17 protein-coding genes are annotated in these 26560 nt (G+C 50.4%); 12 read left to right on the top strand and 5 right to left on the bottom strand.

Annotated features, from left to right (window positions below):
• Positions 1–134 precede the first annotated feature (134 nt).
• The 9 genes from mdtA to yegS all read left to right on the top strand — a co-directional run bounded on the left by mdtA (position 135) and on the right by yegS (position 14518).
• Positions 135–1382 carry a multidrug efflux RND transporter subunit MdtA gene (gene mdtA / locus A9587_RS16510; protein WP_000679018.1) on the top strand — a complete coding sequence of 416 codons (1248 nt, stop codon included), beginning with the start codon at positions 135–137 and terminating at the stop codon, positions 1380–1382.
• On the top strand, positions 1382–4504 hold the full coding sequence (gene mdtB, locus A9587_RS16505; protein ID WP_105263825.1) for a multidrug efflux RND transporter permease subunit MdtB: 3123 nt from the start codon (positions 1382–1384) through the stop codon (positions 4502–4504). Before mdtA ends, mdtB begins: the two co-directional genes overlap by 1 nt.
• Positions 4505–7582 carry a multidrug efflux RND transporter permease subunit MdtC gene (gene mdtC / locus A9587_RS16500; protein ID WP_105263824.1) on the top strand — a complete coding sequence of 1026 codons (3078 nt, stop codon included), beginning with the start codon at positions 4505–4507 and terminating at the stop codon, positions 7580–7582.
• Positions 7583–8998 carry an MFS transporter gene (locus A9587_RS16495; protein WP_105263823.1) on the top strand — a complete coding sequence of 472 codons (1416 nt, stop codon included), beginning with the start codon at positions 7583–7585 and terminating at the stop codon, positions 8996–8998.
• Entirely contained in the window at positions 8995–10398 is a 1404-nt protein-coding gene (gene baeS, locus A9587_RS16490; protein WP_000675181.1) for a two-component system sensor histidine kinase BaeS, read from the top strand. Before A9587_RS16495 ends, baeS begins: the two co-directional genes overlap by 4 nt.
• On the top strand, positions 10395–11117 hold the full coding sequence (gene baeR, locus A9587_RS16485) for a two-component system response regulator BaeR (RefSeq protein WP_000137876.1): 723 nt from the start codon (positions 10395–10397) through the stop codon (positions 11115–11117). Before baeS ends, baeR begins: the two co-directional genes overlap by 4 nt.
• A 207-nt stretch (positions 11118–11324) precedes the next feature.
• Entirely contained in the window at positions 11325–11657 is a 333-nt protein-coding gene (locus A9587_RS16480) for a YegP family protein (RefSeq protein WP_001516646.1), read from the top strand.
• Between the two features lie 343 nt (positions 11658–12000).
• Entirely contained in the window at positions 12001–13362 is a 1362-nt protein-coding gene (trhP, locus tag A9587_RS16475) for a prephenate-dependent tRNA uridine(34) hydroxylase TrhP (protein WP_000476033.1), read from the top strand.
• Between the two features lie 256 nt (positions 13363–13618).
• The gene (gene yegS, locus A9587_RS16470; RefSeq protein WP_000753102.1) at positions 13619–14518 is read left to right on the top strand and encodes a lipid kinase YegS; all 900 of its coding nucleotides are present in this window, start codon (positions 13619–13621) and stop codon (positions 14516–14518) included.
• A gap of 115 nt (positions 14519–14633) precedes the next feature.
• Here yegS and fbaB read toward each other — a convergent pair whose 3' ends face one another.
• Positions 14634–15686, bottom strand: coding sequence for a class I fructose-bisphosphate aldolase (fbaB, locus tag A9587_RS16465; RefSeq protein ID WP_000129564.1), 1053 nt, complete (start codon positions 15684–15686; stop codon positions 14634–14636).
• 256 nt (positions 15687–15942) lie between these two features.
• Here fbaB and A9587_RS16460 point away from each other — a divergent pair, with 256 nt between their 5' ends.
• From A9587_RS16460 to A9587_RS16450, 3 genes are read left to right on the top strand one after another with little or no spacing between them, the layout of a single operon-like run.
• Positions 15943–17220 (top strand): nucleoside permease, encoded by a 1278-nt coding sequence (locus tag A9587_RS16460; protein WP_105263657.1) that lies wholly within the window; start codon positions 15943–15945, stop codon positions 17218–17220.
• Positions 17217–18221 carry an ADP-ribosylglycohydrolase family protein gene (locus tag A9587_RS16455; protein ID WP_105263658.1) on the top strand — a complete coding sequence of 335 codons (1005 nt, stop codon included), beginning with the start codon at positions 17217–17219 and terminating at the stop codon, positions 18219–18221. The genes A9587_RS16460 and A9587_RS16455 overlap by 4 nt, the downstream gene beginning before the upstream one ends.
• Positions 18218–19183, top strand: a complete 966-nt coding sequence (locus A9587_RS16450; RefSeq protein WP_001516672.1) for a carbohydrate kinase family protein — start codon at positions 18218–18220, stop codon at positions 19181–19183. Before A9587_RS16455 ends, A9587_RS16450 begins: the two co-directional genes overlap by 4 nt.
• Here the strand turns inward: A9587_RS16450 and A9587_RS16445 are convergent.
• From A9587_RS16445 to A9587_RS16430, 4 genes are read right to left on the bottom strand one after another with little or no spacing between them, the layout of a single operon-like run.
• Positions 19157–19903, bottom strand: coding sequence for a GntR family transcriptional regulator (locus A9587_RS16445; protein WP_000434029.1), 747 nt, complete (start codon positions 19901–19903; stop codon positions 19157–19159). The two genes, A9587_RS16450 and A9587_RS16445, sit on opposite strands and share 27 nt — an antisense overlap.
• A gap of 45 nt (positions 19904–19948) precedes the next feature.
• A complete protein-coding gene (locus A9587_RS16440; RefSeq protein ID WP_105263659.1) occupies positions 19949–21292 on the bottom strand; it encodes an SWIM zinc finger family protein in 1344 nt (447 codons plus the stop codon).
• A complete protein-coding gene (locus A9587_RS16435) occupies positions 21293–23935 on the bottom strand; it encodes a DUF6493 family protein (RefSeq protein ID WP_105263660.1) in 2643 nt (880 codons plus the stop codon).
• The gene (locus tag A9587_RS16430) at positions 23932–26505 is read right to left on the bottom strand and encodes a DUF6493 family protein (protein ID WP_105263661.1); all 2574 of its coding nucleotides are present in this window, start codon (positions 26503–26505) and stop codon (positions 23932–23934) included. The genes A9587_RS16435 and A9587_RS16430 overlap by 4 nt, the downstream gene beginning before the upstream one ends.
• Positions 26506–26560 lie beyond the last annotated feature (55 nt).

The following is a 26560-nucleotide window of genomic DNA, read 5'->3' as shown; positions in this document are numbered from 1 at the left end:
ATGCGCGCTCGCAAAGTGCACAACCATTCAGACGATTCGCGAAACTGTTTCATAATTCCTCCATTTTTCTCCCTGATTAGCTGGCTACACTAGTATCATTCCGCGAAACGTTTCAGGAAGAGAAACTCTTAACGATGAAAGGCAGTTATAAATCCCGTTGGGTAATCGTAATCGTGGTGGTTATCGCCGCCATAGCCGCATTCTGGTTCTGGCAAGGCCGCAATGAATCCCAGAGCGCAGCGCCAGGTGCGACGAAGCAAGCGCAGCAGCCGCCAGCCGGTGGCCGTCGTGGTATGCGCTCCGGACCGCTGGCTCCCGTGCAGGCAGCAACTGCCGTTGAACAGGCAGTTCCGCGTTATCTCACCGGGCTTGGCACCATTACCGCTGCAAACACCGTCACAGTGCGCAGTCGCGTTGACGGCCAGTTGATGGCGTTGCATTTTCAGGAAGGTCAGCAGGTAAAAGCGGGGGATTTACTGGCTGAGATTGATCCCAGCCAGTTCAAAGTTGCACTGGCCCAGGCACAAGGACAACTGGCAAAAGATAAAGCCACACTTGCCAATGCCCGCCGTGATTTGGCGCGTTATCAACAACTGGCAAAAACCAACCTCGTTTCCCGTCAGGAACTGGATGCCCAACAGGCACTGGTCAGTGAAACCGAAGGCACCATTAAGGCGGATGAAGCCAGCGTTGCCAGCGCACAACTGCAACTCGACTGGAGTCGCATTACCGCACCAGTCGATGGTCGGGTTGGCCTGAAACAGGTTGATGTCGGTAACCAAATCTCCAGCGGCGATACCACTGGCATTGTGGTGATCACCCAGACACATCCTATCGATCTGGTATTTACTCTACCGGAAAGCGATATCGCCACCGTTGTGCAGGCACAAAAATCCGGAAAACCGCTGGTTGTTGAAGCCTGGGATCGCACCAACTCGAAGAAATTAAGTGAAGGTACGCTGTTAAGTCTCGATAACCAAATCGACGCCACCACTGGCACCATCAAAGTAAAAGCACGCTTTAATAATCAGGATGATGCGCTGTTCCCCAACCAGTTTGTTAACGCCCGCATGTTAGTGGACACTGAACAAAACGCCGTGGTAATCCCAACCGCTGCACTGCAAATGGGTAACGAAGGCCACTTTGTCTGGGTGCTGAATAGCGAAAACAAAGTCAGCAAGCATCTGGTGACACCGGGCATTCAGGACAGCCAGAAAGTGGTGATCCGCGCAGGTATTTCCGCAGGCGATCGGGTAGTGACGGACGGCATTGACCGCCTGACCGAAGGGGCGAAAGTGGAAGTGGTTGAAGCGCAAGGCACAAGCACACCAGAAGAGAAAGCCACCAGCCGCGAATATGCGAAAAAAGGAGCGCGCTCCTGATGCAGGTGTTACCTCCGAGCAGCACAGGCGGCCCGTCGCGCCTGTTTATTATGCGTCCTGTCGCCACCACGCTGCTGATGGTAGCGATCTTACTCGCCGGGATTATTGGCTACCGCACCCTGCCCGTTTCGGCGTTGCCGGAAGTGGATTATCCGACGATTCAAGTGGTTACGCTTTACCCCGGTGCCAGCCCGGATGTGATGACCTCTGCCGTTACCGCGCCACTTGAACGCCAGTTCGGGCAAATGTCCGGACTGAAACAGATGTCGTCGCAAAGTTCCGGCGGCGCGTCGGTCATCACTTTACAGTTCCAGCTAACATTACCGCTGGACGTTGCCGAGCAGGAAGTGCAGGCCGCAATTAACGCCGCCACTAACCTGTTACCAGGCGATCTGCCTAACCCACCGGTTTACAGCAAAGTGAATCCGGCAGATCCGCCGATCATGACGCTTGCCGTTACCTCAACCGCCATGCCGATGACGCAGGTGGAAGATATGGTAGAAACCCGCGTGGCGCAGAAAATCTCGCAGATTTCCGGCGTCGGGCTGGTAACGCTTTCCGGCGGTCAGCGTCCGGCCGTTCGCGTCAAACTTAACGCTCAGGCGATTGCCGCCCTCGGCCTGACCAGCGAAACTGTACGCACAGCTATTACCGGCGCGAACGTTAACTCGGCTAAAGGTAGCCTCGACGGCCCCTCCCGCGCAGTCACGCTTTCCGCAAACGATCAAATGCAGTCTGCGGAAGAGTACCGTCAGTTAATTATCGCGTACCAGAACGGCGCGCCGATTCGTCTTGGCGATGTCGCTACCGTAGAACAAGGGGCGGAAAACACCTGGCTTGGTGCGTGGGCGAATAAAGAACAAGCCATCGTCATGAATGTTCAGCGCCAGCCTGGCGCTAACATTATCTCCACCGCTGACAGCATTCGTCAGATGCTGCCGCAGCTCACTGAGAGTCTGCCGAAATCGGTAAAAGTGACGGTGCTTTCTGACCGCACCACCAATATCCGCGCATCGGTCGACGATACCCAGTTTGAGCTGATGATGGCTATCGCGCTGGTGGTGATGATTATCTACCTGTTTCTACGAAATATTCCGGCAACCATCATTCCTGGCGTCGCGGTGCCGCTGTCGTTAATCGGCACCTTCGCGGTCATGGTATTTCTCGATTTCTCGATCAATAACCTGACCCTGATGGCGTTAACCATCGCCACCGGGTTTGTGGTCGATGATGCCATCGTGGTGATCGAAAACATTTCGCGCTATATCGAAAAAGGTGAAAAACCGCTGGCAGCGGCGCTCAAGGGTGCAGGCGAAATCGGCTTTACCATTATCTCGCTGACCTTCTCGCTGATTGCAGTGCTGATCCCATTGCTGTTTATGGGCGATATCGTCGGGCGACTGTTCCGCGAATTTGCCATTACTCTGGCAGTAGCGATTTTGATCTCAGCCGTCGTGTCGCTGACCCTGACGCCGATGATGTGCGCGCGGATGCTTAGCCAGGAGTCGCTGCGTAAACAGAACCGCTTCTCCCGCGCCTCGGAAAAAATGTTCGAGCGGATAATCGCCGCCTATGGTCGCGGACTTACGAAAGTGCTGAATCATCCGTGGCTGACCTTAAGCGTGGCGCTCAGTACGCTGCTGCTTAGCGTGCTGCTGTGGGTGTTTATTCCAAAAGGCTTCTTCCCGGTGCAGGATAACGGCATTATTCAGGGCACCTTGCAGGCACCGCAATCCAGCTCCTTTGCCAATATGGCCCAGCGGCAACGCCAGGTCGCGGAGGTGATTTTGCAAGACCCGGCAGTGCAAAGCCTGACCTCATTTGTGGGCGTTGATGGCACTAACCCGTCGCTGAACAGTGCGCGTTTGCAGATCAATCTGAAACCGCTGGATGAGCGTGATGATCGGGTACAAAAAGTTATCGCCCGTTTGCAAACGGCGGTAGATAAAGTGCCGGGCGTCGATCTCTTCCTGCAGCCAACGCAGGATCTGACCATCGATACTCAGGTCAGCCGCACGCAGTACCAGTTTACATTGCAGGCCACGTCTCTGGATGCGCTCAGTACCTGGGTGCCGCAGCTAATGGAAAAACTCCAGCAACTGCCGCAGCTTTCTGATGTCTCCAGCGACTGGCAGGACAAAGGACTGGTGGCGTATGTTAACGTTGATCGCGACAGCGCCAGCCGTCTGGGGATCAGCATGGCGGATGTTGATAACGCCCTGTACAACGCCTTTGGTCAGCGGCTAATTTCGACGATTTATACTCAGGCCAACCAGTATCGCGTGGTGCTGGAGCACAACACTGAAAACACACCAGGGCTGGCGGCGCTGGATACCATTCGCCTGACCAGCAGCGACGGCGGCGTAGTGCCACTCAGCTCGATAGCTAAAATTGAGCAGCGTTTTGCGCCGCTCTCCATCAACCATCTGGATCAGTTCCCGGTAACGACCATCTCCTTTAACGTGCCGGATAACTATTCACTGGGCGATGCGGTGCAGGCGATTATGGATACCGAGAAGGCGCTAAATCTGCCAGTGGATATCACCACGCAATTCCAGGGTAGTACCCTCGCCTTCCAGTCGGCATTGGGTAGCACTGTCTGGCTGATTGTCGCGGCAGTGGTGGCGATGTATATCGTGCTCGGTATTCTGTACGAAAGCTTTATTCACCCGATCACTATTCTCTCGACGTTGCCAACGGCAGGTGTCGGCGCATTGCTGGCGTTGCTGATTGCCGGTAGTGAGCTGGATGTGATCGCCATCATCGGCATTATTTTGCTGATCGGTATTGTGAAGAAAAACGCCATCATGATGATCGACTTCGCGCTGGCCGCTGAGCGCGAGCAAGGCATGTCACCGCGAGATGCCATCTACCAGGCCTGCCTGCTGCGTTTTCGTCCGATCCTGATGACCACGCTGGCAGCGCTGCTCGGTGCATTGCCGCTGATGTTGAGTACCGGAGTCGGCGCGGAACTGCGTCGTCCGTTAGGTATCGGCATGGTCGGCGGTCTGGTTGTCAGTCAGGTGCTGACGCTGTTCACCACGCCGGTGATTTATCTGCTGTTCGACCGCCTGGCATTGTGGACCAAAAGCCGCTTTGCCCGCCATGAAGAGGAGGCGTAAGTGAAGTTTTTTGCCCTCTTCATTTACCGCCCGGTGGCGACGATTTTACTGTCGGTTGCCATTACCCTTTGCGGCATACTGGGCTTCCGTATGCTGCCGGTCGCCCCGCTGCCGCAGGTCGATTTTCCGGTAATTATGGTCAGCGCCTCGCTGCCCGGTGCGTCGCCAGAAACGATGGCGTCTTCCGTTGCCACACCGCTGGAACGCTCGCTTGGGCGCATTGCCGGGGTCAGTGAAATGACCTCCAGCAGTTCGCTCGGCAGCACGCGTATCATTTTGCAGTTTGATTTTGACCGGGATATCAACGGCGCGGCGCGCGATGTACAGGCGGCGATCAACGCCGCCCAAAGTCTGCTGCCCAGTGGGATGCCAAGCCGTCCGACTTATCGCAAAGCGAACCCGTCGGATGCACCAATTATGATCCTGACCCTGACGTCCGATACTTATTCGCAGGGGGAACTGTACGATTTTGCCTCGACGCAACTGGCTCCGACAATTGCACAAATCGACGGCGTCGGTGATGTCGATGTCGGCGGCAGCTCGCTGCCTGCGGTGCGCGTCGGGCTGAATCCACAGGCGCTGTTTAATCAGGGCGTGTCGCTGGACGATGTGCGCACCGCCATCAGCAATGCCAACGTGCGTAAACCGCAGGGGGCGCTGGAAGATGACACTCACCGCTGGCAGATCCAGACCAACGATGAGCTGAAAACTGCCGCCGAATACCAGCCGTTGATTATTCATTACAACAACGGCGGCGCGGTTCGTCTGGGTGATGTGGCAACGGTAACCGACTCAGTACAGGATGTGCGCAACGCCGGGATGACCAACGCCAAACCGGCTATTTTGTTGATGATCCGCAAACTGCCGGAAGCCAATATCATCCAGACGGTAGACAGCATCCGGGCGAAATTACCGGAGTTACAGGAGACAATCCCGGCGGCGATTGATCTGCAAATAGCTCAGGATCGCTCCCCCACCATTCGCGCCTCGCTGGAAGAAGTCGAGCAGACGCTGATTATTTCGGTGGCGCTGGTGATTTTAGTGGTCTTTTTGTTCCTGCGTTCAGGTCGGGCGACGATCATTCCTGCGGTTGCAGTGCCGGTTTCGCTGATTGGCACCTTTGCAGCGATGTATCTTTGCGGTTTCAGTCTCAATAACCTGTCGCTGATGGCACTCACCATCGCTACTGGCTTTGTAGTCGATGACGCCATCGTGGTGCTGGAAAACATTGCCCGTCATCTGGAAGCGGGAATGAAACCGCTACAGGCCGCACTGCAAGGCACCCGCGAAGTCGGTTTTACAGTTCTGTCGATGAGCCTGTCACTGGTAGCTGTGTTCCTGCCGCTGTTGTTGATGGGCGGCTTGCCGGGGCGCTTGTTACGCGAGTTTGCCGTGACGCTTTCGGTGGCGATAGGTATTTCACTGCTGGTTTCCCTGACGCTGACGCCGATGATGTGCGGCTGGATGCTGAAAGCCAGCAAGCCGCGTGAGCAAACACGGTTACGCGGTTTTGGCCGGATGCTGGTTGCACTGCAACAAGGCTACGGCAAGTCGCTGAAATGGGTTCTCAATCACACCCGTCTGGTAGGCGTAGTGCTGCTTGGCACCATTGCGCTGAATATCTGGCTGTATATCTCGATCCCGAAAACTTTCTTCCCGGAGCAGGACACCGGCGTACTGATGGGCGGGATACAGGCCGATCAGAGTATTTCGTTTCAGGCGATGCGCGGTAAGTTGCAGGACTTCATGAAAATTATCCGTGATGACCCGGCGGTGGATAATGTCACTGGCTTTACCGGTGGCTCGCGAGTTAACAGCGGAATGATGTTTATCACGCTGAAACCGCGCGATGAACGCAGCGAAACCGCCCAGCAAATTATCGACCGTCTGCGCGTGAAGCTGGCGAAAGAGCCAGGGGCGAATCTGTTCCTGATGGCGGTACAGGATATTCGCGTTGGCGGACGTCAGTCGAACGCCAGCTACCAGTACACGTTATTGTCTGACGATCTGGCAGCACTGCGCGAATGGGAGCCGAAAATCCGCAAAAAACTGGCGACGTTGCCGGAACTGGCGGACGTTAACTCTGACCAGCAAGACAACGGCGCGGAGATGAACCTGGTTTACGACCGCGACACGATGGCGCGATTGGGAATCGAGGTGCAGGCCGCTAACAGCCTGCTGAATAACGCCTTCGGTCAGCGGCAAATCTCGACCATTTACCAGCCAATGAACCAGTATAAAGTGGTGATGGAAGTTGATCCGCGCTATACCCAGGACATCAGCGCGCTGGAAAAAATGTTCGTCATTAATAACGAAGGCAAAGCGATCCCGCTGTCATATTTCGCTAAATGGCAACCGGCGAATGCGCCGCTGTCAGTGAATCATCAGGGACTGTCCGCAGCCTCAACCATCTCGTTCAACCTGCCGACCGGGAAATCACTCTCGGACGCCAGTGCGGCAATCGACCGCGCAATGACGCAGCTTGGCGTACCTTCCACGGTGCGCGGCAGTTTTGCCGGAACGGCGCAGGTGTTCCAGGAGACGATGAATTCGCAGGTGATCCTGATTATCGCGGCCATCGCCACGGTGTATATCGTGCTGGGGATGTTGTACGAGAGTTACGTGCATCCGCTGACCATTCTCTCCACCCTGCCCTCGGCGGGCGTTGGAGCGCTACTGGCGCTGGAGCTGTTTAATGCTCCGTTCAGCCTGGTCGCCCTGATAGGGATTATGCTATTAATCGGCATCGTGAAGAAAAACGCCATCATGATGGTCGATTTTGCGCTTGAAGCCCAACGCCACGCTAATCTGACGCCGCAGGAGGCCATTTTCCAGGCCTGCCTGCTGCGTTTTCGCCCGATAATGATGACGACCCTGGCGGCGCTGTTTGGCGCGCTGCCGCTGGTATTGTCGGGCGGCGATGGCTCGGAACTGCGGCAACCATTGGGGATCACCATTGTCGGCGGCCTGGTGATGAGTCAGCTCCTGACGCTGTATACCACGCCGGTGGTGTATCTCTTTTTCGACCGTCTGCGACTGCGTTTTTCGCGAAAATCTAAAGAAACGGTAACCGAGTAAATGACAGATCTTCCCGACAGCACCCGCTGGCAATTGTGGATTGTGGCTTTCGGCTTCTTTATGCAGTCGCTGGACACCACCATCGTTAACACTGCCCTTCCCTCAATGGCGCAAAGCCTGGGGGAAAGCCCGCTGCATATGCACATGGTCATTGTCTCTTATGTGCTGACCGTGGCGGTGATGCTGCCTGCCAGCGGCTGGCTGGCGGACAAAGTCGGCGTGCGCAATATTTTCTTTACCGCTATTGTCCTGTTTACCCTTGGTTCACTGTTTTGCGCGCTTTCCGGCACCCTTAATGAACTGTTGCTGGCGCGCGCATTGCAGGGCGTGGGCGGTGCGATGATGGTGCCGGTTGGCAGGTTGACGGTGATGAAAATTGTTCCGCGCGAGCAATATATGGCGGCGATGACCTTTGTGACGCTGCCTGGCCAGGTTGGCCCACTGCTTGGCCCGGCGCTGGGCGGACTGCTGGTGGAGTACGCGTCATGGCACTGGATCTTTTTGATCAACATTCCGGTTGGAATTATCGGCGCGATCGCCACACTAATGTTAATGCCGAACTACACCATGCAGACGCGGCGCTTTGATCTCTCCGGCTTTCTGTTGCTGGCGGTTGGCATGGCGGTATTAACGCTGGCGCTGGATGGCAGTAAAGGTACGGGCTTATCGCCGCTGGCGATTGCTGGCCTGGTTGCTGTTGGCGTGGTGGCGCTTATGCTTTATCTCATACATGCCAGAAATAACGCCCGCGCCCTGTTCAGCCTGAAACTGTTCCGCACCCGTACCTTTTCGTTGGGCCTGGCGGGGAGCTTCGCCGGACGTATCGGCAGCGGTATGTTGCCCTTTATGACGCCGGTTTTCTTGCAGATTGGTCTCGGCTTCTCACCCTTTCATGCCGGATTGATGATGATCCCAATGGTGCTCGGCAGCATGGGGATGAAGCGGATAGTCGTGCAGGTAGTGAACCGCTTTGGTTATCGTCGGGTACTGGTGGCGACTACGCTGAGCCTGTCGCTGGTCACACTGCTGTTTATGGCCACCGCGCTGCTTGGCTGGTACTACGTTTTACCATTCGTTCTGTTTTTACAAGGGATGGTCAACTCAACGCGTTTTTCCTCCATGAACACGCTGACACTGAAAGATCTGCCGGACAAACTGGCAAGCAGTGGCAACAGCCTGCTGTCGATGATTATGCAATTGTCGATGAGTATCGGCGTGACCATCGCCGGGCTGTTGCTTGGGCTTTTTGGTTCGCAGCATGTCAGCGTCGACAGCGGTGCCACACAAACCGTCTTTATGTACACCTGGCTAAGCATGGCGTTTCTTATCGCCCTTCCGGCGTTCATCTTTGCCAGAGTTCCGAACGATACACATCAAAATGTGGCTATTTCGCGGCGCAAAAGGAGCACTGAATGAAGTTCTGGCGGCCCGGCATTACCGGCAAACTGTTTCTGGCGATCTTCGCCACCTGCATCGTCTTGCTGATCACGATGCACTGGGCGGTGCGTATCAGTTTTGAGCGCGGCTTTATCGATTACATTAAGCATGGCAATGAGCAACGGCTGCAAATGCTTGGCGACGCACTTGGCGAGCAGTACGCCCAGCATGGCAACTGGCGCTTCCTGCGTAACAACGATCGTTTTGTGTTTCAGATCCTGCGTTCACTTGAACATGATAGCAACGACGATAAGCCCGGCCCCGGTATGCCGCCGCACGGCTGGCGCACCCAGTTCTGGGTGGTCGATCAAAATAACAAAGTGCTGGTTGGCCCTCGCTCACCTATTCCACCGGACGGCACACGGCGGCCTATTCTGGTCAATGGTCTGGAAGTCGGCGCGGTGATCGCCTCCCCTGTCGAGCGGCTGACCCGCAATACCGATATCAATTTTGATAAGCAACAACGGCAAACCAGTTGGCTGATTGTGGCTTTATCTACTTTACTGGCAGCGCTGGCGACGTTCCCACTGGCACGCGGCTTGCTGGCACCGGTAAAACGGTTAGTTGACGGCACGCACAAACTGGCAGCAGGTGATTTCACCACTCGCGTGACGCCCACCAGCGAAGACGAACTGGGCAAACTGGCACAGGACTTCAACCAGCTCGCCAGTACGCTGGAGAAAAACCAGCAGATGCGCCGCGATTTTATGGCCGACATTTCTCACGAACTGCGCACGCCTTTAGCGGTACTGCGCGGCGAACTGGAAGCCATCCAGGATGGCGTACGTAAATTCACGCCAGAGACAGTGGCTTCTTTACAGGCGGAGGTCGGAACGTTGACTAAACTGGTCGACGATCTCCATCAGTTGTCGATGTCTGATGAAGGCGCTCTCGCCTACCAGAAAGCAACGGTGGATCTCGTTCCACTACTTGAAGTCGCGGGCGGCGCATTTCGCGAACGTTTCGCCAGTCGTGGGTTGACTCTGCAATTCTCCTTGCCGGACAGCATTACCGTATTTGGCGATCGCGATCGTTTAATGCAGTTGTTTAATAACTTACTGGAAAACAGCCTGCGCTACACCGACAGTGGCGGTGGCCTGCATATTTCCGCCGAACAGCACGACAAAATGGTGCATCTGACCTTTGCCGACAGCGCACCGGGAGTCAGCGACGATCAGTTACAAAAATTGTTTGAGCGTTTTTATCGCACGGAAGGTTCCCGCAACCGTGCCAGCGGCGGCTCCGGGCTGGGGTTGGCAATTTGCCTGAACATTGTTGAAGCACATAATGGTCGCATTGTTGCCGCCCATTCGCCTTTTGGCGGGGTTAGCATTACAGTAGAGTTACCGCTGGAACGGGATTTACAGAGAGAAGTATGACCGAGTTACCTATCGACGAAAACACGCCGCGTATTTTGATCGTGGAAGATGAACCCAAACTGGGGCAGTTGCTCATTGATTATCTGCGTGCCGCAAGCTATGCGCCGACGTTGATTAGCCACGGCGATCAGGTACTGCCGTATGTGCGCCAGACGCCACCGGATCTGATCCTGTTAGATCTGATGCTACCAGGCACCGATGGTCTGACACTGTGTCGGGAGATTCGTCGTTTTTCTGATATTCCCATTGTTATGGTGACAGCGAAAATCGAAGAGATCGACCGCCTGCTGGGGCTGGAAATCGGTGCTGATGATTACATCTGTAAACCGTATAGCCCGCGGGAAGTGGTAGCGCGCGTCAAAACTATATTGCGTCGTTGCAAACCGCAGCGTGAGTTGCAACAGCAAGATGCAGAAAGCCCGTTAATTATCGACGAAGGTCGTTTTCAGGCTTCGTGGCGCGGCAAAATGCTTGATCTGACCCCTGCGGAATTTCGCCTGCTGAAAACACTCTCCCATGAACCGGGAAAAGTGTTCTCCCGCGAGCAGTTACTCAATCATCTTTATGACGACTACCGCGTAGTGACCGACCGTACCATCGATAGCCACATTAAAAACCTGCGCCGCAAGCTGGAAGCACTGGACGAAGAGCAGTCATTTATCCGCGCCGTTTATGGTGTCGGTTATCGCTGGGAAGCCGACGCCTGCCGCATTGTTTAACGTATCTTTGCCCTCGCGAGGGCTGAATTCCTTGTTTATTAATCCGTCATGCCCCTCTCTGAAAGGAGCTGTCTCTTGATCAGGAGATCTGATCAAGAGACAGCTCCTTTAGGGGGGTATTCCCCTGATTGGCAACCTTATGAATATCACCCATACTTAAATCGTTACATACTGTTTTCAATACGCAATTTCAATCAAGGAGTCATTATGGCTGGTTGGTTTGAACTCAATAAGAGCAGTGATAATCAGTTCCGGTTTGTGTTAAAAGCGGGTAACGGTGAGACTATTCTCACCAGCGAACTGTATACCTCAAAAGCCGCTGCGGAAAAGGGCATTGCCTCTGTGCAAAGCAACAGCCCGCAGGATGAACGCTATGAGAAAAAAACAGCGAGCAACGGCAAATTTTATTTCAATCTGAAAGCCGCTAATCATCAGATAATCGGCTCCAGTCAAATGTACGCCACCGCTCAATCACGCGAAATCGGAATTGCCTCAGTAAAAAACAATGGCGTAAGCCAGACTGTGAAAGATAAGACTTAATTGTTATGCCGGGCGCGGATAACGCGCCCGGTTTTATTTCTAATAAACACTTACTTATTGATGCTAAGGATCAATCCGCGCCATTAAAATAATGGGAAGATAAGTTTCATATCAGGTGAAAGAATTTTTGTTCTTCTTTTTGAACGCCACGTTATTTATTTCCTGCAAGTGCCGAAGAAATTATCGTTATTCGTATCCTTACCAAAACCAGGACGCGACCAGACATTTGCACTGGAGCCAACCCCACCGATTGCGCTACAATGCCCGCCCTTAAAGTGGGGACACTCCCCTAACCGCTTCATCAGGTGAAGCGGATCTGACCTGTCATCAGAACGAGAGAATTATGTTTAAACCGGAACTCCTTTCCCCGGCGGGAACGCTGAAAAATATGCGTTACGCTTTCGCTTATGGCGCAGATGCTGTTTATGCGGGGCAACCGCGTTACTCCCTGCGTGTGCGCAACAACGAATTTAACCACGAAAATCTCCAGCTCGGCATCAATGAAGCCCACGCGCTGGGGAAAAAGTTTTATGTCGTGGTCAACATTGCGCCACACAATGCCAAGCTAAAAACCTTTATCCGTGATCTGAAACCGGTGGTGGAAATGGGGCCGGACGCACTGATTATGTCCGATCCGGGGCTGATTATGCTGGTGCGTGAACACTTCCCTGAAATGCCGATCCACCTTTCCGTGCAGGCCAACGCCGTAAACTGGGCGACGGTGAAATTCTGGCAGCAAATGGGGTTGACCCGCGTGATCCTCTCCCGCGAGCTGTCGCTGGAAGAGATTGAAGAGATCCGCAATCAGGTTCCGGATATGGAGCTTGAAATCTTCGTTCACGGCGCGCTGTGCATGGCCTACTCCGGCCGCTGCCTGCTCTCTGGCTACATCAACAAACGCGATCCAAACCAGGGCACCTGCACCAACGCCTGCCGTTGGGAGTACAACGTGCAGGAAGGGAAAGAAGATGACGTTGGCAACATCGTACACAAATACGAGCCGATTCCGGTGCAAAACGTCGAGCCGACGCTGGGTATCGGTGCGCCAACCGACAAAGTGTTTATGATCGAAGAAGCCCAGCGCCCGGGCGAGTATATGACCGCGTTTGAAGATGAGCACGGCACTTACATCATGAACTCGAAAGATCTGCGCGCCATCGCCCACGTTGAACGCCTGACCAAAATGGGCGTGCATTCGCTGAAAATCGAAGGCCGCACTAAATCTTTCTACTATTGTGCACGTACCGCGCAGGTTTATCGTAAAGCTATCGATGACGCCGCTGCGGGCAAACCGTTCGACACCAGCCTGCTGGAAACACTGGAAGGCCTGGCGCATCGTGGTTACACCGAAGGTTTCCTGCGTCGTCATACTCACGACGATTACCAGAACTACGAATACGGTTATTCCGTTTCTGACCGCCAGCAGTTTGTTGGAGAGTTTACCGGTGAGCGTAAAGGCTCTCTGGCAGCCGTAGCGGTGAAAAATAAATTCTCCGTTGGCGACAGCCTGGAACTGATGACGCCACAGGGCAATATCAACTTTACCCTTGAGCACATGGAAAACGCCAAAGGTGAAGCGATGCCGGTCGCGCCTGGCGATGGCTATACCGTGTGGCTCCCGGTTCCGCAGGATCTCGAGCTGAATTACGCACTGCTGATGCGTAATTTCTCCGGGGAAACCACGCGTAACCCGCACGGTAAGTGATTCATTTCGATTATTTTTCCCGGATAGAAAATTCTTAGAAACCGATCACATACGGCTGCATTTATTAAGGTTATTATCTGTTTCGCTGAAAAACATAACCCATAAAATGCTAGCTGTACCAGGAACCACCTCCTTAGCCTGTGTAATCTCCCTTACGCAGGCTTATTTTTTTGTACCACGCTTTCATCCTGTTCTGACTCCGCCTTTTCTTTTCTGCTCTACACTATCTACAGACCAATCATAAAGGCAGACGACCATGGCAGATTTTCCCGCCAGCTTACTGATTCTTAACGGCAAAAGTGCTGGCAATGAGATATTGCGCGAAGCGATTATGCTGTTGCGTGAGGAAGGAATGACGATCCATGTACGAACCACCTGGGAGAAAGATGATGCCGCGCGTTATGTTGCTGAAGCCCGTCAGCTTGGCGTTGCAACGGTAATTGCCGGAGGTGGAGATGGCACTATTAATGAAGTCTCCACGGCATTGATTCAGTGCGAAGGTGATGACATTCCTGCTTTGGGAATATTGCCGCTAGGTACAGCGAACGATTTTGCCACCAGTGTGGGTATTCCTGAAGCGCTGGATAAGGCACTTAAACTGGCAATTGCCGGTAACGCCATTGCGATTGATATGGCGCAGGTCAACAAACAAACCTGTTTTATCAACATGGCGACGGGCGGATTTGGTACGCGCATTACCACCGAAACACCGGAGAAATTAAAAGCCGCGCTGGGTGGCGTCTCTTACATCATTCACGGCTTAATGCGCATGGATACGTTGCAACCGGACCGCTGTGAAATCCGTGGTGAAAATTTTCACTGGCAAGGCGATGCGCTGGTTATTGGTATTGGCAACGGGCGTCAGGCCGGTGGCGGTCAGCAACTGTGCCCGAATGCGCTGATTAACGATGGGTTATTGCAACTGCGTATTTTCACCGGTGACGAAATTCTTCCCGCTCTCTTCTCAACCTTAAAACCTGATGAAGAAAACCCGAATATTGTTGAAGGCGCTTCGGCGTGGTTCGAGATACAAGCGCCGCATGAAATCACCTTTAACCTTGATGGCGAACCATTAAGTGGCCAACGTTTTCATATAGAAATACTTCCGGCGGCGTTGCGTTGTCGATTACCGCCGGACTGCCCGTTATTGCGCTAGTCAAAAATTTATTCTCTCCTGAACAGGGGTACATCAATTTTTGCCGGATGCGGTGCGAACGCCTTATCCGGCCTACGGGAGGTGTGTTGTTCGCAGGCCAGATAAATGAAGCGTATCAGGCAATCGTAATTTTGCTATCGAGATAAACGTCCTGCACGGCGTTAATCAGTTTCACGCCGTCGGCCATCGATTTCTTGAACGCTTTACGCCCGAGAATCAGCCCCATTCCGCCCGCGCGTTTGTTGATAACCGCAGTACGCACCGCATCGCTAAGGTCGGTTTCACCGCCCGCGGCACCGCCGGAGTTAATCAGCCCTGCGCGGCCCATATAACAGTTAGCTAACTGATAACGCACCAGGTCAATCGGGTTTTCGCTGGTTAACTTGCTGTAAACGCGATCGTCGGTATAACCGTAATTAATCGCTTTATAGCCGCCGTTATTCTCCGCCATTTTTTGTTTGACAATATCCGCGCCAATGGTCGCCGCCAGATGGTTCGCCTGACCGGTCAGGTCAGCGGAAACATGGTAATCGATGCCCTCTTTCTTAAAGGCGGAGTTGCGCAAATAAGCCCACAGCACGGTCACCATGCCCAGCTCATGTGCACGTTCAAAGGCCGCAGAAATTTCTTCAATCTGCCGACGTGACTCTTGCGAGCCAAAATAGATGGTCGCGCCAACTGCCACTGCTCCCATGTTGAACGCCTGCTCTACACTGGCATACAGCGTTTGATCGTAGGTGTTTGGGTAACTTAGCGTCTCGTTGTGGTTGAGTTTGACGAGGAATGGAATGCGGTGAGCGTAACGCCGCGATACCGATGCCAGCACGCCATAAGTTGACGCCACACAGTTACAGCCCGCTTCTATCGCCAGTTCAACAATGTTTTTCGGGTCGAAATAGAGCGGGTTAGCAGCAAATGAAGCCCCCGCGGAGTGCTCGACCCCCTGGTCAACCGGCAGAATAGAAAGATACCCGGTTCCGGCCAGACGCCCGGTGTTATACAGCGTCTGCATATTACGCAGCACCGCTGGCGGACGATTATTGTCAATCATCACGCGGTCTACGTAGTCATGTCCGGGGAGATAAAGCTGGTCAGAAGGAATAGTCATACAACGATGCTGTAAAAGGTTGTCGGCATCTTTGCCAAGCAACTGCGCAATATCTGTCATTACTATGCTCCCGTAAATTCCGATTGGATATCGGCTATGGATTGTCCTGGCCCACCTTTTGCGGGCAATTATAATCCTGGTCGTTATGAGCTATTTTTTCCATCTTTCGGCTGTTTTTTCAGCGTTTCCTGTTGGCACGACTCATCAGAAAAAGTGTTACCGCGGTCAAGATTTCACCATAAAGGTATTTAAAAGGTATCATCAAATGGTATTGTCAGCGCGTACCTTACATTACCTGTCATGAAGGAATCAAAAGATGAAAACAACAGCAAAGCTGTCGTTCATGATGTTTGTTGAATGGTTTATCTGGGGCGCGTGGTTTGTACCATTGTGGCTGTGGTTAAGTAAAAGCGGGTTTAGTGCCGGAGAAATTAGCTGGTCGTATGCCTGTACCGCCATCGCGGCGATCCTGTCCCCTATTCTGGTTGGCTCCATCACTGACCGCTTTTTCTCGGCGCAGAAAGTGCTGGCTGTATTGATGTTCGCTGGTGCAGTGCTGATGTATTTCGCTGCGCAACAGACCACTTTTGCCGGATTCTTCCCGTTACTGCTGGCCTACTCGCTAACCTATATGCCGACCATTGCACTGACTAATAGCATCGCCTTTGCCAACGTGCCGGATGTGGAACGTGATTTCCCACGCATTCGTGTGATGGGTACTATCGGCTGGATTGCCTCTGGTCTGGCATGTGGATTCTTGCCGCAAATGCTGGGTTATGCCGATATCTCACCGACTAATATTCCGCTGCTGATTACCGCCGGAAGTTCTGCTCTGCTCGGTGTGTTTGCATGTTTCCTACCCGACACACCACCAAAAAGCACTGGCAAAATGGATATTAAAGTCATGCTCGGCCTGGATGCACTGATCCTGCTGCGCGATAAAAACTTCCTCGTCTTTTTCTTCTGTTCATTCCTGTTTGCTATGCCGCTGGCGTTCTATTACATCTTTGCCAACGGTTATCTGACCGAAGTCGGTATGAAAAACGCGACCGGCTGGATGACGCTCGGCCAGTTCTCTGAAATCTTCTTTATGCTGGCATTGCCGTTTTTCACCAAACGATTTGGTATCAAAAAGGTATTATTACTTGGTCTGGTCACCGCTGCGATTCGTTATGGCTTCTTTATTTACGGCAGCGCGGATGAATATTTCACCTACGCACTATTGTTCCTCGGCATTTTGCTGCACGGCGTAAGTTACGATTTTTACTACGTTACCGCATACATCTATGTCGACAAAAAAGCCCCCGTGCACATGCGTACTGCCGCGCAGGGGTTGATTACGCTCTGCTGCCAGGGTTTCGGTAGTTTGCTCGGCTATCGTCTTGGCGGCGTGATGATAGAAATGATGTTCGCTTATCAGGAACCAGTCAACGGGCTGACCTTCAACTGGGCCGGGATATGGACTTTCGGTGCGGTGATGATTGCCATTATCGCCGTGCTGTTCATGATTTTTTTCCGCGAATCCGACAACGAAATTACGGCTATTAGGGTCGATGATCGCGATATTGCGTTGACACAAGGGGAAGCAAAATGAAAACAGAACGTATTCTCGGTGCTCTTTACGGGCAGGCGTTAGGGGATGCGATGGGGATGCCCTCCGAGCTTTGGCCGCGCAGCCGCGTCAAAGCGCATTTTGGCTGGATTAACCGTTTTCTGCCCGGCCCAAAGGAGAATAACGCGGCCTGTTATTTTAACCGCGCCGAATTTACCGACGACACCTCGATGGCGCTGTGCCTGGCGGATGCGTTGCTGGAACGCGAAGGCGAGATCGACCCGGATCTGATTGGGCGTAAAATCCTCGACTGGGCACTGCGTTTCGACGCCTTCAACAAAAACGTGCTTGGCCCGACCTCAAAAATTGCGCTTAACGCCATTCGCGACGGTAAACCCGTCGCTGAACTGGAAAACAACGGCGTGACTAACGGTGCGGCGATGCGCGTCTCACCATTGGGGTGTTTACTCCCGGCGCGTGATGTTGATTCCTTTATTGATGATGTGGCGCTGGCGTCCAGCCCGACCCATAAATCCGATCTGGCGATTGCGGGGGCGGTGGTTATTGCATGGGCGATTTCTCGTGCCATTGACGGCGAAAGCTGGTCAGCGATTGTTGATTCTCTACCCTCGATTGCGCGACATGCTCAACAAAAACGCATCACTACCTTCAGCGCCTCACTGGCGGCACGTCTGGAGATTGCACTAAAAATCGTTCGTCACGCCGACGGCACCGAATCTGCCAGCGAACAGCTATATCAAGTGATTGGCGCAGGCACCAGCACTATTGAGTCCGTTCCGTGCGCCATTGCGCTGGTTGAACTGGCACAAACCGATCCGAACCGCTGCGCTATTCTGTGCGCCAATCTTGGTGGTGACACTGACACCATCGGCGCTATGGCGACGGCGATTTGTGGCGCATTGCATGGCGTAAATGCTATCGATCCGGCATTAAAGGCTGAGCTGGATGCGGTTAATCAGCTTGATTTCAACCGCTATGCCACGGCGCTGGCGAAGTATCGCCAACAACGGGAGGCGGTATGAGCGGCACCAGGTTACACACGCTGCTGTCGCAATTAACTACGCGTCAACCGGTGATGGTTGTCGGTGCGGCTGTCATTGATGTGATCGCTGACGCTTACGCCCTGCCCTGGCGCGGGTGCGATATCGAACTGAAACAGCAGAGCGTAAATGTTGGCGGCTGTGCGCTGAACATTGCCGTGACGTTAAAACGCCTCGGTATAGAAGCGGATAACGCCCTGCCGCTCGGTCAGGGGGTGTGGTCGGAGATTATTCGTAACCGGATGGCAAAAGAGGGATTGCTCAGCCTGCTCGATAACGCCGAAGGCGATAACGGCTGGTGTCTGGCGCTGGTTGAACCTGATGGTGAACGTACCTTTATGTCGTTCAGCGGTGTGGAAAATCAGTGGAATAGCCAGTGGCTGACGCGATTAACCGTTGCACCAGATAGCCTGCTCTATTTTTCCGGTTATCAACTGGCCTCGCCCTGTGGCGAATTGTTAGTGGAATGGCTGGAAGGACTGCAAGACGTGACGCCGTTTATTGATTTCGGCCCGCGGATTGACGATATCCCGGATGCATTGCTTGCGCGCATCATGGCCTGTCGGCCACTGGTGTCGCTCAATCGCCAGGAAGCTGAGATTGCCGCCGAACGTTTTGCTTTATCCGCAAATATCACAATGCTTGGCACGCAATGGCAGGAGAAATTTGCCGCGCCGCTGATCGTTCGTCTCGATAAAGAAGGCGCGTGGTATTTCAGCAACAACGCTTCTGATTGCGTTCCGGCATTTCCAACGCAAGTCGTGGACACTATTGGCGCAGGTGATAGCCATGCTGGTGGCGTGCTTGCCGGACTGGCCTCCGGTCTCCCACTGGCAGACGCCGTATTGCTGGGCAATGCGGTAGCGTCGTGGGTTGTCGGACATCGCGGCGGTGATTGCGCGCCAACGCGCGAAGAACTACTCCTCACACACAAAAACGTATAGATCGCTGCGACAGTGGCTGATGCTGTACTCAATAGGCCGTTGCTGTTGGTCAAGCGCCACTTGCTTGATCACCAGCACCGGTATTTTGCTATCTAACTGAATATGTGACTGAAACTCGGCATCCGGCATTCGGGCGCTAACGCGGGAACGGGTGCGCAGGGGAAAGATACGCTGACTGCGGAAATAGTCATAGAGAGAAATACCGATGGCATCAACATCATGAATTAAATGCACTGGAACCCACGACTCTTCTATCGATACCGCTTCTTCATCCACATAGCGAATACGCTTAAGCAAGAAGACATCGCTGCCCGCGGCAATCGCCAGTTGCTGCGCAACTTCTTCGGGACACTTTACCACTCGCTTATTAACCCACAACGTATCGGGTTTTTTCCCACGCAACACCACCTGCTGAGAAAAACCTCGCGCTTCTTTCAACGAGTATTCGAAGATGTTGTTGATCTGCGTTCCGTAGCCACGCGAACGCGTCACCACTCCCTCTTCTTCCAGCGCCTGCATCGCCTTGCGCACCGTAATGCGCGAAACGCCGGTTAACTGACTTAAATCACGCTCGCCGGGCAAAATATTTCCATGCTCCAGCACCCCACTGCGCACGGCATTTTTTACCGTTTCGGCAAACTTAATATAAAGCGGCGTGTTGTCCGCCGCTAAAATACGTTCGTTCAGTTGAGCGATAAGCTGGGTATGCGCTTGTTCCATTTGTCTTTTTCCTGCCGGGGAGTCTGGTAGGAGTATATCACGCACCTATTGCCTTAGCAGTTTCTTCACCGCCAGCACATGTTTGCACGGCCCTCTTTCGCCCTGATATTTACTGAACCATTCACAGGTACAGCGTTCACCATTTGCATCGAGAATGACGGTATGTCGTACCCCACTTCCTTCAACTCGCGCCTCTGTTCTGGCTGGCTGCTGGCTAATAATTTCAACTTTGTTCTCTTGCAGTAATTTATCTGCCCCTTTCAGACGGGGATTCAGAGTCATTATGCGGGAGAGTTTGAACGGCAACTGGCGATAAAAATATGCATTATCGGTAAGGTCATAACCCAGTAATCCCATTGCCGCCAGTTGCGCGGCCAGGGTGTCGGTTTTTCCCAGCCACTGACTGCCACCAGAAGCAAAAAATGCCGGGCTAATGGTCTGGTTGGCCTGTGCATGCTCATCAAAAATAGTCAGCCAACTCTCATCAATCCCCTCATTTAGCGCATCCAGCGTCGCCCCTTCGCCAGAAAATCCACGCCAGCAATCACGAGATAAAGAAAGCGTAAAACGCAGATCGCCAAACCAGAGTTGCCAGGTGGTGGATTGCATATCTGGTTGCGCGAAGACCTGCAAACAATCAGCAAAAGGTAACAAGGGTTCCAGTAAGCGCAGACGATGCAGCCCGCCAATACAAATCGCATTGACTGATTTTACGGGCGAAAACTGTGGTGTCGTACCACGCACCTGTAAATAGTAATCGGTTTTCACCTGCCCTTTGGGTAATGAGCGAAACAGTTGCTGCGCCTGGACTTTTGTGAACTGGTGACCTTTTGCTGATTGCGCAAGATAGACCTGCACACTACTCAAGCCTTTGATCCATTTCACCGGAAGTGGCACTTTGCGTTCAATAACCTTGTGATTTTCCAGATGTAACCCCACCGATTTCTGACCGACGGATAATGTAACATCTCCACTATTGCTTACCCCCGCTAATGCCGAAAGCATGGGCTGGTTAAAATCGACATTGGTCGTGCCGCTTTGTAAAAACTCACCGTTTAAGCCATCGGGCAAAATATCAAGCCGCGCATAAACTCCGGCACAATGAGAAAAGCCTTCAAAACGCACCCGTTCATATCCTGCGCTGACAATAGGATCTTTCAGTAGCGCCAGTTGCGCAGGCGAAAGGTTAAAACTCGACTTCACCACATTGGAAAGTGCAATTAAACAGCGCGCCATCATAAAAGGTTGCCTGACCTGGCCGATAAAAAAACAGGGCGCGTCAGACGCCTTTTGAATCTCGCTGTATTTCGCCAGGCGTAATTCATCTTTACCGTTCGTTTTGTGCAAAGCGGATGGGATGTTGTAACTATAAGTGAGTATCTCTTCCATTTATGACTTCCTTGTAAGTTCGTGTTGCAGCTCGTTGAGCTTTTTATAGTTGGTGATTTTTACCGTACTCAAATGGCTATCCATTGCACTTACCATCTCAAGTAATGCCTGATTGTGGCGGAAACTGATATTGATAAGCGACTGCATGGCGAGATTGGTGAAGCGTTTGAGTGGTGCCCAGCTCTCTTTTTCAAGCTGCCCCAGAATGTCGCCGATATGGGCAGAATTGATACCTTGTGGGTAACGTAGCTTCTCAATCCATAACTCTCCGGCAAGTGCACGGACAGTTTTGTCGGCGTGAAGCATGCAAAAAGCGGTAAGTAGATGACCCATGGGTGAAAGTGGCAAAGGCAGTTCAAGCATGGCCTGAAGCAGGTTAATGATCTCTCTGGCTTCTTTAGAAGCATTTTTAAAATTAATTGCTATGAAGCGCGCCAGCATTGCCTCACTATGCCAGGGGAAAGAGAATAATATTCGCTTTCGATCTGCACTATGCCCTTCAGGAAACCGCATAAAACTATATTCATAAAATAATGTTGAATTTTCATCGTGCCAATAACGGAGAATATCAAAATGGAGTTGCTTATAAACAATTTCTTTATTGGTATATTGATTCTGGTTAACTTTTGTTAATAATTTCCAATCATACTTATTTTTCAATATTTCTACCGGAGTGCCTCGCTTCGCCAATAACAAATTCCCTCTGGTATAAGAATCAACATCGGGTAAAAAAACCTGACGTGTTAAAATTGCAGTAAGCACTAGATCATCATCATTTACGGCGTCCAGAGAAGAAACATTACCAGAGCGCAAGTAGTTCATCAGTTCTGAATATTGGCGGTTAAAATCATTGGGCAACAGGCTTTCTGTGCCTGGAACACATCGCTGTATCGCGAGTTGAAAATCGAATCCGCAAGGTGATTCTCCAGCCTGCTGGTATCGATATAGACGGTCAATTAAAATACGTGGTTCAATAAAACAGGGAAGATGAGTTGGTGTCGAAAGCAACGGTAGGCCGCTTGATTTTTTAAGTAATATAAGTGTGTTTAATAAAATATTAATCCATGGCTGAAATACTGCTTTCGTTGATTTCTGACACTCATTAAATCCCCAATTTAGCTTTTGATACTTATCTTGATGATTAATTAGCTCATGATATTTTTGACATTGCCTGTCAATATTTTCATTGTGATATTTTGTTTGGATAAAATCTGCAAACTCCATAAAGAAACTTGCCAGTATTTTATCGAAACTTCCTTGAGTACCTGACCAGGTATGAAGTGTTTTCAAAGCATTGGCAAAAGCGGGTATCAATTGTTCAATATTGTCTTTATTAATTTGTTCTGAAAAACGTAACAGTGCCGCAGGGAGTTGGTCAAAAGAAAAGGAGTCAAGATTATGAAACGCCCTACCAACCAGGAAAATAAAATCATCCCAGGTTTCAATTTCGGGGATACGATTATCATCACGAATCAGCGGCATAACCGGGTACAATTGTACCGCTTCATCAACAACCATGGGTTTGGTATCAAGAAAGTCAGTTAATAATTCCCGAGCGCCAATAAGTATGTTATCGGCGTAACTCATTAATAGTGAGCTTAGTTCAGGTTCAGTAGGGCTACCGTATTTGGCAATTAATTTTGCTGCTTTATTTTGCAAACTGGCATCTTTATTTATAAAGACTCCCGTCAGATGTTGACAGATTTCCGCCCTTTTCTCGGGATTCTGCTTCGCAAGTTTATCGGTAATGGTTAAGGTGCTATCAACAACGCCTTTGGTCGTTGACGATAACAGTAATGGTAATTGGGTAAGAAACTCATCACGATGAAAATCGTCGTTATCAAGGATCTTTTTGATAGCCTGTAGGGACGTCGTAACAGGTTTACTATGCGGACAACAAAATGTTGCTATGAGTTCATCCTGAAGTTGCAAGCATTCATCACCAGTCGGCTCCAGTGCGCTGAATAATGTGGCATAAAAATTCGTTTGATCTTTATTAAAACCACGATTAACGGCCAGAAGGCTTTCATTAAGAAGGCGGAAGCGATCTAAGCGTTGGTTTTTTGTGTATGTTTTTATAGACTCCAGCCATCGGGTAGAAAGATAGTTCGGATAGTGAAATACTAACCAGATATGCTCTTCAAAATAAAAGGGATACTTTTCCAGTGACTCATGTGGAGGAACTAATGTTTGTGCTATTGTTTCATCCTCCAGAGTCTGACGTTCCAGATACCCCTGACTTAACCATTCGGCTAACTCTTCATAAAATATAAAACCGTAGCCACGTTTATGAGATTCCTGTATATACAAGTTTATAAATTTAGCAAACCATGGTGGACAATACCATTGAAGCACTCTGTTAATAGTATTATTTTGGCGAACTAATTGTGGCGAAAGTTTTTTTATATCATTCCACGTAAAACAACTTAGTATAGCGACACCTAACATATCTAATTGAACAGCAGTAGCCTTATACCGCCCACTTTGTCGGTCAAACTGTTCGTATAACCGTTTTACATCCCTTTTAATCAACGGCACCAACGTATTGCGCAGTTTTTCATCCTGCGTTTTCAAGAAAGCAATAAACTGCTCTGAATTTCCCGACTCAATAATATTAGTGTATTGTTCTTTAATATCGGTCACTCTTCACATCCTTGTAGAGTAAATTCATTAAGATAAGCTATTAATTTTTTATAATTAATGGGGAGTTCTTTGTCACCAGCCAGTGTGATGCAATTCTCAACAATTTTCTTTTGGAATTTTCGTACTGCTGGATCGCTGTTGTGGTTATCAAGATATTCTATAAATCTATTAACCGGAGCATACTTATTCATCAATAAATAAGCAATACATTCAGACAGATAGTGACTGTCTATAAAGTTATGCTGGATAGCCAATTGTATATATTCAGCGGCCAAATTGCGGCTAATTTTTTTCTCAAAAAGTAAACAAACTGCAATGTAGATCCAACCTGCGTGATGAACGTGAAGTTGTTTTTCAAGTAAATATTGCAAAGGGTATAAACATTCTTCAACCCCATCGACTTCGTTTCCCGTTGCTGTATCTGGAACAAAAAAACTTAACCAGCAATCTGGATAATTTGGCACCAGGGATAAATAATACAAAAAGGCCTTCCAGTGACAACACTCATCACGACGGAGACTAATATAGTAATAATGAGCAGGATAAGAGTGAAGACTATCTCTCTTCCCGTAATGAATCACACTGTTATTTAATACCAGTCTGTACCAGGTTTTATATTTATTCTTATCAATTAATATGCGATATGTACAGGTAAATGGTTGGAGGATGCCAGGCCAACTCACCAGCTCTTTGGCGATAGATTCATATTGTGGAAACACCCCGTTTGTAGTTCGGATACGTGTAATCTGCGTCCAGAGTGGTAAAAACGCATCATTTGTTGCCGATATTTCATCAGTGATCCCCAACAAATATTGCACCGCCTGGGCATATTTCCCTGTTAACATTAATGCCTGTTGCTTCACTTCTGCTATTATCTCGCCAGGCAAAATACGATTACAGGCGACAATTAAATCATCAAGATCAACCGGATAATTCTCGCGTTCGTGGGCCAATAATCGCTCCACCAATATTTGCGGCGAAACATAGAACGGCGTGTGACTTGGTGTTGCCAGTAACGTTAAGTGGCAGTTATCACGCAGTCGCGCCAGCACCAGTTGGTTTTGGTTCTGTAAATGCGGTAAACGCCGTTCATGCCACTCTGGCGTTGATGCGTATTCATCATTAAACCACTGCTGAAAAAAATCCCGCAGGCTATAGAGTATTGATGATCCGAGATACTTTTTATGCAATTTTTTATAATAGGGTTGCAATTGTTTTTTATAATCACCAGGAAGTTTATCTTGCAAAGCAATAATCCCGGCATAAAAAATCTCAATATCCAGTTCTTCTTTATTTTCCAACATTTTTCCTGTTTGAAACAACACCCCATCCCAGCTATCAGGAATAATGACCATCTCATGTTGTAGCATGGGAATTACATAACCTTCGCCCAACGGTGAATCACATTGCAACAGTGCCAGTACACTGTGCTTTAAGCTCCCCAACCATGGCTCAGCTAACGCGGCCACATCCTGTGCTGATTGGTATTTCATCATTAATTCAACTGTGCGTAGTTGTAATTTTTCGGTGCGCTGAATTAAGGTGCCAGATACGTTTTTCGCCAGTGTTGTACGATATTGGGGATAGCGTTCTGCCAACACCTCGGCAATATCAAGTGCTAAGAATAATATTTTATCGCATTTTTCACGTCCGCTAATAACCGGAAAATACTGCATAAATGATGAATGGTCAAACTCAGGATGACAGCAAAATGTTTGTATTATCTGAATAACAAAATTTACTACCGTATTATTACTGGCATTCAGTCCTAAAAATAATAATTGCTGGTTAGCAATCCATTCATCCTCTTGCGGGTTAAACATCTTTATTAGACGAATATGCCAGTTAAGGCGATCTTTTTTAAAGTTATTTGTTAATGAAGTTAATAATTCCTTGATTAATTGACGAGGCAGAAGATTTTCCGCAATCAGTTGCATAAACACATCATCCCAGTACTCGGTAACAACACCACACTGATGTGAGTTGTCGGCCTTATGGAAGTGGCTTTGCAAAAGCACTGGGACGTCATATTGCGGGAATGGTAAAATGACCTTTTCTATTACCTGTGAATTCTCCCGCATCCAAACAATTTCATTCTGAGCATTACGAGTATAAATCTCAATGTGAAATAATGCGTTGGCAAATGCTGATTCGTCAAAAATAACCCAACCATGTTTATAGCAGCGCCATAGAAGGCGGATATCTGGGTATGTATGCGGCGTGCGCAAACAATCCTTAAGCACACTATCCAGATAATCAGGAGGGCAATGGGTAAAAAAAGTAATTAGTGCATCGTGTATAGTATGATAACGACTTCTGCTAACTTCATGAAGCAATGTATGTTTCACTGGCCAGCTAACTGGAAACATTTTTTGTTCTGCATAACTGCGAGCACAAACAATTTTTGTCAAAGAGATTACATCGTCTACACATTCACCCAAACAAAGTGATTTATAATCAAGCGTCAACAATTCCTTTAAGGTAGTAATTCGCTCAACTTCGGTTAATGACAATGCCCAGTCTACAATGGCTGAATAATTTTTTTGTTGAATGAGTTCTACAGGTATCATCAGATAGTCTCTTCCATGAAGTTTTATCAATGATACCAGGTTGTTTACCTGTTTT

Origin of the sequence: Escherichia sp. MOD1-EC6162 (assembly GCF_002965125.1) — a bacterium.
Lineage (GTDB): Bacteria > Pseudomonadota > Gammaproteobacteria > Enterobacterales > Enterobacteriaceae > Escherichia > Escherichia marmotae.
This window is presented reverse-complemented; position numbering and strand designations above follow the sequence as displayed.

Coding starts and splice junctions, on each gene's coding strand:
- mdtA (WP_000679018.1), top strand. CDS start 135: ATGAAAGGCAGTTATAAATCCCGTTGGGTAATCGTAATCGTGGTGGTT.
- mdtB (WP_105263825.1), top strand. CDS start 1,382: ATGCAGGTGTTACCTCCGAGCAGCACAGGCGGCCCGTCGCGCCTGTTT.
- A9587_RS16495 (WP_105263823.1), top strand. CDS start 7,583: ATGACAGATCTTCCCGACAGCACCCGCTGGCAATTGTGGATTGTGGCT.
- baeS (WP_000675181.1), top strand. CDS start 8,995: ATGAAGTTCTGGCGGCCCGGCATTACCGGCAAACTGTTTCTGGCGATC.
- baeR (WP_000137876.1), top strand. CDS start 10,395: ATGACCGAGTTACCTATCGACGAAAACACGCCGCGTATTTTGATCGTG.
- A9587_RS16480 (WP_001516646.1), top strand. CDS start 11,325: ATGGCTGGTTGGTTTGAACTCAATAAGAGCAGTGATAATCAGTTCCGG.
- trhP (WP_000476033.1), top strand. CDS start 12,001: ATGTTTAAACCGGAACTCCTTTCCCCGGCGGGAACGCTGAAAAATATG.
- yegS (WP_000753102.1), top strand. CDS start 13,619: ATGGCAGATTTTCCCGCCAGCTTACTGATTCTTAACGGCAAAAGTGCT.
- fbaB (WP_000129564.1), bottom strand. CDS start 15,686: ATGACAGATATTGCGCAGTTGCTTGGCAAAGATGCCGACAACCTTTTA.
- A9587_RS16460 (WP_105263657.1), top strand. CDS start 15,943: ATGAAAACAACAGCAAAGCTGTCGTTCATGATGTTTGTTGAATGGTTT.
- A9587_RS16455 (WP_105263658.1), top strand. CDS start 17,217: ATGAAAACAGAACGTATTCTCGGTGCTCTTTACGGGCAGGCGTTAGGG.
- A9587_RS16450 (WP_001516672.1), top strand. CDS start 18,218: ATGAGCGGCACCAGGTTACACACGCTGCTGTCGCAATTAACTACGCGT.
- A9587_RS16445 (WP_000434029.1), bottom strand. CDS start 19,903: ATGGAACAAGCGCATACCCAGCTTATCGCTCAACTGAACGAACGTATT.
- A9587_RS16440 (WP_105263659.1), bottom strand. CDS start 21,292: ATGGAAGAGATACTCACTTATAGTTACAACATCCCATCCGCTTTGCAC.
- A9587_RS16430 (WP_105263661.1), bottom strand. CDS start 26,505: ATGATACCTGTAGAACTCATTCAACAAAAAAATTATTCAGCCATTGTA.